The sequence below is a fragment of the Ruegeria sp. BHSB172 genome (genome assembly GCF_059613165.1).
Map to the genome: position 1 here is coordinate 118,229 of NZ_JBXWRZ010000003.1, position 12,089 is coordinate 130,317.

At 63.7% G+C, this 12,089-nt stretch carries 9 protein-coding genes; 5 read left to right on the forward strand and 4 right to left on the reverse strand.

What is annotated here, in order from left to right; all coding sequences use genetic code 11:
• Positions 1 to 96: 96 nt before the first annotated feature.
• The 4 genes from lpxC to AC2FM3_RS02695 all read left to right on the forward strand — a co-directional run bounded on the left by lpxC (position 97) and on the right by AC2FM3_RS02695 (position 5,480).
• Positions 97 to 1,017 (forward strand): UDP-3-O-acyl-N-acetylglucosamine deacetylase, encoded by a 921-nt coding sequence (gene lpxC / locus AC2FM3_RS02680; RefSeq protein WP_496678848.1) that lies wholly within the window; start codon positions 97 to 99, stop codon positions 1,015 to 1,017.
• A gap of 125 nt (positions 1,018 to 1,142) precedes the next feature.
• Positions 1,143 to 2,006 (forward strand): outer membrane protein assembly factor BamD, encoded by an 864-nt coding sequence (locus AC2FM3_RS02685; RefSeq protein WP_149774745.1) that lies wholly within the window; start codon positions 1,143 to 1,145, stop codon positions 2,004 to 2,006.
• Positions 2,007 to 2,042: 36 nt separating this feature from the next.
• Complete coding sequence (gene recN / locus AC2FM3_RS02690; RefSeq protein WP_496678851.1) at positions 2,043 to 3,692, forward strand: DNA repair protein RecN; 1,650 nt, start codon at positions 2,043 to 2,045, stop codon at positions 3,690 to 3,692.
• A gap of 102 nt (positions 3,693 to 3,794) precedes the next feature.
• The gene (locus AC2FM3_RS02695) at positions 3,795 to 5,480 is read left to right on the forward strand and encodes a chloride channel protein (RefSeq protein ID WP_496678853.1); all 1,686 of its coding nucleotides are present in this window, start codon (positions 3,795 to 3,797) and stop codon (positions 5,478 to 5,480) included.
• A 13-nt stretch (positions 5,481 to 5,493) separates the two neighbouring features.
• Here the strand turns inward: AC2FM3_RS02695 and AC2FM3_RS02700 are convergent, their stop codons facing one another.
• The 4 genes from AC2FM3_RS02700 to cobS form a co-directional block, all read right to left on the reverse strand.
• Positions 5,494 to 5,838, reverse strand: a complete 345-nt coding sequence (locus tag AC2FM3_RS02700) for a DUF427 domain-containing protein (RefSeq protein ID WP_496678854.1) — start codon at positions 5,836 to 5,838, stop codon at positions 5,494 to 5,496.
• A gap of 76 nt (positions 5,839 to 5,914) precedes the next feature.
• Positions 5,915 to 7,705: an aminopeptidase P family protein gene (locus tag AC2FM3_RS02705; RefSeq protein ID WP_496678856.1), complete on the reverse strand. Its 1,791-nt coding sequence runs from the start codon at positions 7,703 to 7,705 to the stop codon at positions 5,915 to 5,917.
• An 85-nt stretch (positions 7,706 to 7,790) separates the two neighbouring features.
• Complete coding sequence (gene cobT / locus AC2FM3_RS02710; protein ID WP_496678857.1) at positions 7,791 to 9,668, reverse strand: cobaltochelatase subunit CobT; 1,878 nt, start codon at positions 9,666 to 9,668, stop codon at positions 7,791 to 7,793.
• 113 nt (positions 9,669 to 9,781) lie between these two features.
• A complete protein-coding gene (gene cobS, locus AC2FM3_RS02715; protein ID WP_496678859.1) occupies positions 9,782 to 10,768 on the reverse strand; it encodes a cobaltochelatase subunit CobS in 987 nt (328 codons plus the stop codon).
• 367 nt (positions 10,769 to 11,135) lie between these two features.
• On the opposite strand from cobS, the gene AC2FM3_RS02720 reads away from it, so the two are divergent.
• On the forward strand, positions 11,136 to 11,921 hold the full coding sequence (locus tag AC2FM3_RS02720) for a Hint domain-containing protein (protein ID WP_496678861.1): 786 nt from the start codon (positions 11,136 to 11,138) through the stop codon (positions 11,919 to 11,921).
• Positions 11,922 to 12,089 lie beyond the last annotated feature (168 nt).

Here is a 12,089-nt window from a genome sequence, read left to right on the forward strand (position 1 = left end):
TCGGTTACAAAGAGTGAGTTGAGGTGCTTCCGGTGCTTCCTTAACTGAGTGGCAACACGGCCGTTTCGGGTCGGACACCGCTCACAGAGGTCCCATTTGCAACAGACGCTCAAATCTTCGGTCACGTTCAAAGGCGTGGGTTTGCATAGCGGCAAGCCCGCGACGATGGTTCTTAAGCCGGCTGCCGCCGGGCACGGTATTTGGTTCAAGCGGACCGATATCGAACTGGGCAATGCAATGATCCCGGCGATCTATGACGTTGTTGAGCGGACCCAGCTGTGCACGCGGTTGGTCAATGATGCGGGCGTCTCGGTGTCTACTGTTGAACATATCATGGCAGCCTTGGCCGGATGCGGCATCCACAATGCCCTGATCGAGATCGACGGCCCCGAAGTCCCGATCATGGATGGCTCGTCGATTGAATTCGTGCGCGGCATCATGTCCAAGGGTGTACGCCGCCAGGCCAGCCCCGTTCTGGCTTACGAGGTGCTCAAGCCGGTCGTCGCCGAGCGCGAGGGCGCGCGGGCGTCGATCCGTCCGGCGGACGGCTTGATCATCGAGTTCCACATCGATTTCGAAGACGTGGCCATCGGACGGCAGGCCAAGATTCTTGACATGCGCAACGGTGCCTTTGCCCGCGAACTTTCCGACTGTCGCACGTTCTGTCGCCGCTCGGATGTCGAAGCGATGCGCGAAAACGGTCTGGCTCTGGGTGGCACACTGGACAACGCTGTCGTGGTGCAGGGCGACTCGGTTCTGACTCCGGGCGGCTTCCGCCGTGCGGACGAAGCCGTGCGTCACAAGATGCTGGATGCGCTGGGGGATCTGTATCTGGCCGGCGGCCCGATCTTCGGCCATTTCGTCGGCGAGAAATCCGGCCACGCGATGACCAACACGCTTCTGCGCAAACTGTTTGAAACGCCCGGCGCGGTGCGCCCGGTTCTGTGCACGCCTGAACAGGCAATGCAATTGCCGGGGCAGGGTCTGGCCTTTGCGGAAATCCCGCAGGTGGCCTGATCTGTCCCGTCTTGGCGACAATTCCGTCGCGGGTCGTTTAAGGCGTTTTGCACCGGAATTTTATATGCTAGACCAAAGCCCAATCCGGGGTTACCCAAAGAGACAAGACGACTAGGATGGGCGGTATGGTTGGCTTCAAGGCGGCAGTCAGGCTTGCGGGCGTGATTCTTCTGGCGGCTACTTTGACGGCATGCGGCAATGCGGGCGGCTTGTTTGGAAACAAGGGGGCCGACCGGTCCCAAAACCTCGAAGGCTATACCCCCGAACAGATTTTCACCCGTGGCGAATTCGAGTTGTCGCAGAATAGGCCGGATGACGCCGCCTGGTACTTCTCGGAAGTGGAGCGCCTGTACCCCTATTCCGAATGGGCCAAGCGGTCGCTGATCATGCAGGCCTTTGCGTTCCATTCGGACAAGAATTATGAGGAAAGCCGCGCCGCCGCGCAGCGGTATATCGACTTCTACCCCACCGACGAGGACGCGGCCTATGCGCAATACCTTCTGGCGCTCAGCTATTATGATCAGATTGACGAGGTCGGCCGCGACCAGGGCCTGACCTTCCAGGCGCTACAGGCCCTGCGAACGGTGATCGAGGTCTATCCCGACAGCGAATATGCCACCTCAGCGGTGCTGAAGTTCGATCTGGCTTTCGACCATCTGGCGGGCAAGGAAATGGAGATCGGGCGCTATTATCTGCGTCAGGATCACTATACCGCCGCAATCAACCGCTTCCGAGTAGTGGTCGAGGATTTCCAGACCACCACCCACACCGCCGAGGCGCTGTACCGCCTTGTCGAGGCCTATCTGGCCCTGGGGCTGGTTGACGAGGCGCAGTCGGCTGGTGCGATCCTTGGCTACAACTACCAGTCGTCCGAATGGTATGATGCGGCTTACAAGCTGCTGACGTCGCGCGGGCTTGAACTCAAGAGCCGCGGCAACAACTGGCTCAGCCAGATCTACCGCCAGACGATCAAGGGCCAGTGGTTGTAATCGCCATGGTCACAGGCTTGGGACGCTGACGACCCGATGCTGCGCGCCCTTGATATCCGCGACATGCTGATCATCGACCGGCTGGAACTGAACTTTCAGCCGGGCCTGAACGCGCTGACCGGCGAGACGGGCGCCGGCAAGTCGATCCTGCTCGACTCTCTGGGCTTCGTGCTGGGCTGGCGCGGGCGGGCCGAACTGGTCCGGCAAGGGGCCGCGCAGGGCGAGGTCGTGGCCGAGTTCGAACTGCCCGAGGGCCATCCCGCCCATGCGATCCTGGCCGAGGCTGGTTTGCCCGGCGGGTCGGAACTGATCCTGCGCCGCGTCAACACTGCCGATGGGCGCAAGACCGCTTGGGTCAACGACCGCCGCTGCTCGGGCGAGGTGCTGCGCGCGCTGTCGGAAACCTTGGTCGAACTGCACGGCCAGCATGATGACCGCGGCCTGCTGAACCCGCGTGGTCATCGCGCTATGCTGGACGCCTATGCCGGGGCCGAGCCGCAATTGACAGCTGTGCGCGCCGCCTGGGCTGAGATGGCGCGCGCCCGCAAAGCCCTGGCCGAGACCGAGGCCGCCGTGGCCGCCGTGCGCAGCGAAGAGGAATTTCTGCGGCATTCCGTTGCCGAACTCGACAAGCTTGATCCGCAGCCGGGCGAGGACGCCGAACTCGACGCCCGCCGCCGGATGATGCAGGGGGCCGAGCGCATCCGCGACGACGTGGCCCGTGCCTTTGCCCTGCTGGGCGGTGACGGGGCCGAAGGGGCGATGGCGGATGCCGTGCGCTGGCTGGAAGGTGTCGCCGACCGGGCCGAGGGCCAATTGGACGAGCCGATCGCCGCCCTGGGGCGTGCCCTGATCGAATTGGGCGAGGCGCAGGATGGCGTAACCTCCTGCCTCGAGGCGCTGGACTTCAACCCTGTCGAGTTGGAGCAGACCGAGGAACGCCTGTTCGCCATCCGCGCGCTAGCCCGCAAACATGACGTGGCGCCAGATGACCTGAGCGGTTTCGCCGACACGCTACGCGCCCGTCTGGGCCAGCTTGAGGCCGGAGACGCCGACCTGGCCGACCGTCGCGCTGCGGTTCAGGCCGCGCAGGCAGCCTACGACGCGGCCGCCGAGGCACTCAGCGCTCTGCGGCGCGAGGCTGCCGGCCGGCTGGACGCGGCGGTAATGGCCGAGCTTGTGCCGCTCAAGATGGAGCGTGCGGTGTTCCAGACCCAGATCACACCCACCGAGTCCGGACCCGAGGGGCAGGACGCCGTGGCCTTTACCGTCGCCACCAACCCGGGCGCGCCGTCGGGTCCGCTCAACAAGATCGCCTCGGGTGGGGAGCTCAGCCGCTTTCTGCTGGCTCTCAAAGTGTGCCTGTCGGGCGACGACAGCGCCCGCACCATGATCTTTGACGAAATCGACCGCGGGGTGGGCGGCGCCACCGCGGACGCCGTGGGCCGCAGGCTTGCGGCGCTGGCGCAGGGCGGGCAGGTGCTGGTGGTAACCCATTCGCCGCAGGTTGCGGCTCGCGCGGCTCATCACTGGCGGGTTCAGAAACACGTGACAGACGGGCAGACCCTGTCCACTGTCCTACCGCTGTCCGAGCCGGACCGGATCGACGAGATTGCCCGCATGGTCTCGGGCGACACCATAACGCCCGAGGCCCGTGCCGCCGCCCGCGCGCTGCTGCAGGCCTGATGCCATCCTGCCGCTGTGTGCCGCGGGCTTCACCAGCTTGCGACTTTTCTCTGCGCAGTGCGTGCGTTACCAAGGGTCATCACCCAACCCCGCCGAGGGACAATGACCCAGTCCACCCGTTCCGTGCTGCACTACCAGCTCCAACAGGCCTTGGCCGCGCTCAAGGACGCCTGGCGGGTCATGCGCCGTCGTGGTCCCAGCCAGGTCCAGTTCTGGTTCATCGCGCTGGCCATCGGCATCGCCGCAGGGTTCATGGCGTTGGGGTTTCGCAAGGGCATCACCGCCTTGCAGGCCTATGTCTACCAGACAGAGGACATCCTGCGCCTGCACAGCCATGCCGAAGGGCTGCCATGGGTCATGATCCTGGTCATTCCCATCGTAGGTGGACTGGTGGTGGGGGTAATCCTGCACCTGTTTACCGATGACGGCCGCGTGCGCTCGGTTGCCGACGTGATCGAAGGCGCCGCCGTCAACGATGGTCGGGTCGAAACCAAGGCCGGCATCGCCTCTTTCCTCGCCTCGCTGATCACGCTCAGCACCGGAGGTTCGACCGGACGGGAAGGGCCGGTGGTGCACATGGCCGGCGTGATCTCGACCTGGGTCAGCAACCGCATCCATGCCGACGGCATCACCGGGCGCGACCTGTTGGGCTGTGCCGTCGCTGCCGCCGTCTCGGCCAGTTTCAACGCCCCTATCGCCGGGGCGCTGTTCGCGCTCGAGGTGGTGTTGCGCCATTTTGCCGTCCATGCTTTTGCGCCGATCGTGATCGCCTCGGTGGCGGGCACGGTCATCAACCGGCTGGAATATGGCGACGTGACCGAATTCATTCTGGAAACGCCGGGATCGTTGCAATTCTACGTCGAGCTTCCGGCCTTCCTGATCCTCGGGCTGGTTTGCGGGCTGGTGTCTGTGGTGCTGATGCGCGCAATCTTCTTTGCCGAGGATTTCGGTAACCACGTCCAGACGCGCCTGTCACTGCCGCGCTGGTTGCGCCCGGCGGTGTCCGGGGCGATGCTGGGGGTTATTGCCATCTGGTTCCCGCATATCATCGGCGTGGGCTACGAAACCACGATCCGCGCCCTGACCGGCGATCTGGTGCTGACCACCGCCATCCTGTTCGCGGTGGTGAAAACCGCCGCCGTCGCCATTACCATGGGCGGACGCATGGGGGGCGGTGTGTTCTCGCCCTCGCTGATGATCGGGGCGCTGACCGGTCTGGCCTTCGGGCTGATCGCGACCGGTCTGCTGCCGGACGTGTCCGGCACGCACACGCTCTATGCCTTCGCGGGCATGGGGGCGGTGGCGGCGGCGGTGCTGGGGGCGCCGATTTCGACCACGCTGATCGTGTTCGAGCTGACCGGAGATTGGCAGATCGGGCTGGCTGTGATGGTATCGGTTTCGATGTCCACCGCGCTGGCTTCGCGGCTTGTCGACAGGTCGTTCTTCCTGACCCAGTTGGAGCGCCGGGGCGTGCATCTGGCGGCCGGGCCGCAGGCCTATCTGCTGGCGATGCTGCGGGCCGGTTCGGTGATGCGCCCGCTGGGTGATCCGCGCTCGATCACCGAAAAACAGGCGCGGGAGCTGATGGATCAGGGGCTTTGCATTCCGGCCAGCGCCACGCTCGAGGCGGCGATGCCTTATTTCGACCGTGACGAGATCGCCTGTCTACCGGTGGTGGTGCCCGAAGACGACGGATCCGAAACCCCGGTGGGAGCGCTTTATCATGTCGATGCACTCAAGGCGTACAACCGCGCGCTGGCCGCCACGGCAGCCGAGGAACATTCGTGACCCTGCGTGGGTGTCAGATCTGCTCGACCTTCACCGATTCGAGCCGGTAGAACGCGATGTAGTCCTTGATTTCAGACACGGCCGGGATCGGGTTCTCATAGCTCCAGGCCGCGTTTTCGGTGACCGAGGATTTGTTGACGATCGAAAAATGCGTGGCGTCGCCCTTGTGCGGGCAGTGGGTCACCTTGTCGGTCTTGTCCAGAAAGGCCATCGCGATGTCGTCGCGCGGGAAATAGATGACCGGCGGCAGATCGCCCTCCGACAGCTCCAGTGCGTTGGTGGTCTCGCCCAGAATGGCGCCGCCTGAACGGACGCACCATTTTCCGGGCGCCTTGCGGATCGTGATATCTGCGGTCATTTCTGCTCCTTCCCTCGTCGTCGCGGCCTTTGATCATTCCGGCCTGAAGTCTACCCGTCCATGTAACACTGTCATGTCACAACGGTGCGGTCGCGGCATCCAACCACAGTTGCGCGTCGGGCGACAGCCTTGGGCGGATCTTTTCCGCAACGTCCCGATGGTAGGCGTTCAGCCAGTCGCGTTCTGCTGCGGTCAGCATGTCGGACACGATCAGGCGCCGGTCGATCGGGACATAGGTCAACGTACGCCAGCACAGCATCGCCCGTTCGCCGTCACCGCCGGACAGGGCGGGCGCTTCTTCCACGACCACCAGGTTTTCCAGCCGGATGCCGAACGCACCCTCGCGGTAATAGCCCGGTTCATTGGACAGGATCATGCCGGGCTGCAGCGGCACATGGCTGACGCGCGACAGGCGCTGCGGGCCTTCATGAACGCTGAGATAGGCACCGACACCGTGACCGACGCCGTGGTTGAAATCCTGACCCGCCTGCCACAACGGAATACGCGCCACACATTCGATGTCACGCCCGGCCAGCCCCACCGGCCAGCGCAGCATCGACATGGCGATCATTCCTTTCAGCACGCGGGTAAAGCAGGCCTTCTCCTCATCGCCGACGCTTCCGATGGCAATCGTGCGGGTGATGTCGGTGGTGCCGTCCAGATATTGCCCGCCGCTGTCCAGAACCAGCAGATGCCCGTCTTCAAGCCGGCTGTCGGTGTCCTCGGTCACCCGATAGTGCATGATGGCGCCATTCGGCCCGGTGCCCGCGATCGTGTCGAACGAGATGTCCTGCAGCGCGTTGTCGCGCCGCCGGTTTTCCTCGAGCCGGGTGACGACCTGGGTCTCGGTCACACTGCCCGGTGCCTGCGCATCCAGCCAGCACAGGGTCTCGATCACCGCCACCGCGTCGCGCAGATGCGCGGCGGCACTGCCCGCGATTTCAGCCGCGTTCTTGCAGGCCTTGGGCAGGGCGCATGGGTCGCCGCCATCCACGGCGCGCTCGGCCAGCACGTCGACCACGGCCTGAGGCACGGTGCCCATGTCCACCTGAACCGCGCCTTCCAACGCGCCGACGGCCTCCAGAAACGCTTCGGGCGGGTGCACCGACACCTGCGGCCCCAGATGTTGGTCCAGCCCGGTCAGCTTCTGCGCCGCCATGAACAGGTCCACCCGCCCATCGGCGTGCAGAATGGCAAACCCGTGCGCTACCGGATTGTAGGCGATGTCAGACCCGCGAATGTTCAGCAGCCACATGATCGAATCCGGCAAGGTGATCACGGCTGCGCTGCGCCCCGCGTCCGCCAGGCTTTTTGCCAGGCGCGTGATCTTGCTCTCGGCGCTTTCGCCCGCGAAGTCCAGCGGATGTGGCTTTGCCGGGTTCATCGGCGGCGCTGGCTGGTCCACCCAGATGCGGTCGACAAGGTTGTCACAGCGCACCAGCTCGATCCCGCTGCCGGCCAGCGCGGCTTGCGTGTCGTGGATCTGTCCCGCCGCGTGCAGCCACGGATCGAACCCCACCTTGCCGCCCTCGGGTAGGTGCCGTTTCAGCCAGTCGGCCAGAGATACTTCGGGCCAGGGCACCGGCGTGAACTCCTCGGCCACCTGCGCCTTGACCTGGGTACGGTAGCGGCCGTCGACGAACACCCCGGCAACGTCGCGTAATGTCACGCAGAACCCAGCTGTTCCAGTGAATCCGGTCAGCCAGGCCAGCCGCTCGTCATGAGGGGCCACATATTCGCCCTGATGCGCATCGGCGCGCGGCACAAGGAACCCGTCCAATCCTTCGCGCACCAACTCAGCTCGCAACGCCGCCAGTCGCGGTGGCCCCTGTTCCGGCCGCGCCGTCACTTCGAAGGATTGGAACATTTGTATCTCCCTCAATCCGAGGCGGGCCATGGCCCACCTCAGTTTGGTTTTTTCAAGAAGGGTCCCGCCCGGGGCAAGGCCTGGCTCAGCCGGCCTTCCGAATGCCCATCACGCGGGCCCGCGCGCGCGGATCGCTGTCGAACAGGGCGGCCAATTGCTCGGTCATCGCCCCGGCCAGCTGTTCCACATCGGTGATCGTCACCGCGCGGTCGTAATACCGGGTCACGTCATGGCCGATCCCGATGGCCAGCAATTCGACCATCTTGCGCTTTTCGACCATGGCGATCACGTCGCGCAGGTGTTTTTCCAGGTAATTCGCCGGATTTACGCTCAGCGTAGAATCATCCACCGGAGCCCCGTCCGAAATCACCATCAGGATCTTGCGCTGCTCGCGCCGGGCCAGCATCCGCCGATGTGCCCATTCCAGCGCCTCACCGTCGATGTTTTCCTTCAGCAGGCCTTCTTTCATCATCAAGCCCAGATTGGCCCGCGCCCGCCGCCAGGGCGCATCCGCCCCCTTGTAGACGATATGCCGCAGATCATTCAGGCGGCCGGGCTGCTGTGGGCGGCCATCGTTCAGCCACGCCTCGCGCGCCTGTCCGCCTTTCCAGGCCCGGGTGGTAAAGCCCAGAATCTCGACCTTCACGTTGCAGCGTTCCAGCGTGCGTGCCAGAACATCGGCACAGATCGCCGCGATGGAAATCGGGCGCCCGCGCATCGATCCCGAGTTGTCCAGCAGCAGCGTCACCACGGTGTCGCGGAATTCGGTGTCTTTCTCGACCTTGAAGCTCAGCGGTGTCGTCGGGTTCGCAACAACCCGCGCCAGCCGACCGGCATCCAAAATGCCTTCCTCGCGGTCGAACTCCCAACTGCGGTTCTGCTGCGCCTGCAGTCGGCGTTGCAGCTTGTTGGCCAACCGGCTGACGGCGCCCTTCAGCGGCTCCAGCTGCTGATCCAGATAGGCCCGTAGCCGCTCCAGCTCCGCGGGTTCGGCCAGCTCCTCGGCGGCGATCTCCTCGTCATGAGTGTTCAGATAGACCTTGTAGTCCGGGTCGGCCTCGGACGCCGGCGGAGGGGCGGGCGGCTCCAGCGGCGCTTCGCCCTCGGGCATCTCGGCCTCTTCGCCCATCTCGTCCTCGGCCATCTCATCCATCGAGACCTGCGCCTGCGACTGGTCTTGCTGCTCTTCCTGCGTCTGTTCAGGAGTGGCGTCGGCGTCCTGCTCGTCCTGTTCGTCCTGGCCGGTGCTGTCGGGGTCGGGCTGCTCCTCGGCCTCTGCCTCGGCCGGGTCCTCCTGGTCTTCGTCCAGTGCGTCCGGGTCTTCGCCCAACTGATCGCCATAACCCAGATCGTCGATCACTTGGCGGGCGAATTTGGCAAAAGCGGTCTGGTCCGACAGGATTTCGTTCAGGTTCTCCAATGTGCCGCCGGCCTGTTCCTCGATAAACCCGCGCCACAGTTCCATGACATTCGCGGCCGCCGGCGGGAGATCGCGCCCCGTGGCCAGGTGCCGGATCAGATAGCCCGCGGCGACGGCCAGCGGAGCCTCGGACGGCTGCTTGCACTGGTCATAGCCCCGCCGCAGCGCCTCGTGGTTGATCTTGACGTCGATATTGCTGGCGGTGCCCGGCATGTCGCGGGCGCCCATGGCTTCGCATCGGGCAGTTTCCATCGCCTCGTACAGATCGCGGGCCATGTCGCCCGGCGGGGCGTAACGGGCATGGGTGGCCTCGTCATGGTACCGGCGCTGCAACGCCAGCGCATCCGCCGTGCCGCGCGCCAGCAAAACCTCTTCGCGCGTCATCCGGCGCGACACTTGAGGCAAGCGCATCGTCTCGCCCGACAAACCCGACGGATCGACGGTGTAGCTGACCGACAGGTCCGGGTCGTCAGCCATCACCTTGGTGGCCTCGGCCAAGGCCTTCTTGAAGGGATCAGCGGGGTTGTCGTTCTTCTGCACCATCTCTCTCAGCCCTCATTCAAGCGCCGCCCGACCGCGACGACTGGCCCCGCCTTCATCTGGCCCAAAATATCCCCGCCGGAGGCATTGCGCCCGGCACGGGCGCAAATCCAGCATTACCCCAAGCTGACGCTTGCGGCGCTTTCCGGCAGTTCCTCATCAAAACACCGCTGATAGAACTCGGCAACCGTCTCGCGCTCCAACTCGTCGCACTTGTTCAGGAACGACAGGCGGAAAGCATAGCCCACGTCGCGGAAGATCTCGGCATTCTGGGCCCAGTTGATCACGGTGCGCGGGCTCATGACCGTGGACAGATCGCCATTCATGAAAGCGGTCCGGGTCAGGTCGGCCACGGTGACCATCTGGCTGACGGTCTTGCGGCCCTTCTCGGTGTTGTAATGCGGCGCCTTGGACAGCACGATCATCACCTCGGCATCGTGACTTAGATAGTTCAGCGTCGCTACCAGCGACCATCGGTCCATCTGCGCCTGGTTGATCTGCTGCACGCCGTGATACAGGCCGGTGGTGTCGCCCAAACCCACGGTGTTGGCGGTGGCGAACAGGCGGAAATAGGGGTTCGGTGTGATGATTTCGTTCTGGTCCAGCAAGGTCAGCTTGCCGTCATGCTCCAGAACCCGCTGGATCACGAACATCACGTCGGCGCGGCCGGCGTCGTATTCATCGAACACGATGGCCACCGGGTTGCGCAGCGCCCATGGCAGGATGCCCTCGTGGAACTCGGTCACCTGTTTGCCGTCGCGCAGCTTGATCGCATCCTTTCCGATTAGGTCGATTCGGCTGATGTGGCTGTCCAGGTTGACGCGAACTGCAGGCCAGTTCAGACGCGCGGCGACCTGTTCGATATGGGTCGATTTGCCGGTCCCATGATAACCCTGGATCATTACCCGCCGGTTGTGCGAGAAACCGGCCAGAATGGCCAGCGTCGTCTCGGGGTCGAACTTGTAGGTCGGATCGATCGCCGGCACACGGTCGCTTTGCTCGGCAAAGCCCTTGACGACCATGTTCGTGTCAATACCGAACACGTCCCGGACCGAGATCTCTTCGGTCGGTTTTGCGTTTATGTCGATTGATCCGTCAGCCATGCGCTTTGTCCTCATTCCTTGGCCCGTTCACCGGGGTCGAGCCCGTGTGTGGTGCAACATATTGCGGGCAAGGGCAAGGGAAAGCCGAGTTTGCCGAAAGAGAACCGGGCGATTGCCTTCGGCGGCCTTCGCGGCTGCATCGCGAACCCGGAAATCTGCACCGTGCAGCGGCGGCGTGGCGCTATTTGTTGACTCGTCAAAAGGAATATCGTGCAGTATGTGCGTTTGTTAGCGAGGTTTCGCCGTGTCATTGGTCATTTCTGGCCCGTCGGTCATTAATTTCCCGTCGGGAGCCGATACGTTTGCCGTCGATTACAATGCCTCACGATCTGTTTCCTGGAGCGTCACAGTGCTTGGTGACGGGCCATTGGATCCGTCCGATTATTCCGTTTCCATCGACGCCAACGGTTTGTTGACCATCGACTTGACACCGGGGGTCGACATTCCTTCGGGTACATCGCTGTCGCTTCGGATCGACGCGACCACCGGCCGCCCCGGAAACGGGAACAATGCAAGCCTTGGCGTGACCGTGAACCTCCCTGCTGGTGTCGTGCCCTGTTTCGTTGCCGGAACCCTGATCGAGACCGCGCACGGACCACGCCCAGTCGAAGATCTTGCCGTTGGCGATCTCGTGCGCACCTCACGTGGAGAATTGCTGCCGATCCTCTGGATCGGGCAACGAACACTGTCAGCAAACCAGCTGGAACTGAGCCCGAATTTCAGACCGATCTGCATAGGCAAGGACGCTTTGGGGCCCGGCAGGCCGTCGCGCGATCTCTACGTCTCACCGCAGCATCGCATCGTGCTCGAAGGGTGGATGGCCGAGCTTCTGTTCGGCGAAGCTCGGGTTTTTGCGGCGGCGGTCCATCTGGTCAACGATGGGACCATTCGCCGGACCCTGCCCAAATCGCCGGTCACCTATTACCACATCGCCTGTCCGCGCCACGCCGTTCTGATCTCGAACGGGTTGCCGACCGAAAGCCTTTATCCCGGCGATATGGTGCTTCAGGCGTTTGGGACAGGGGTGGCGGCCGAGCTGCTGGCCTTGTTCCCTGAACTGGCCCACCCAACCCCTACAGCCGCGTTGCGGACCCGGTTGCCCTGCCTCAAAAGGCGCGAAGCCTCGGTGGCGGGAAAAGCGCTGATCCAGTAGGTCGGCCAGACCTGTCCCGACAAAAAAACCAAAATTAATGCCAACGTGCGCGCTTCGCGGTATGCTTGCAGAGGTTTCAGTGCCGCCCGGACAACGAACGGCCGTGGAATCCACTTTGCTTGAACATTTGAATTAAGGGAGTGAGAACTTGAGAACCTTGAATTGGAA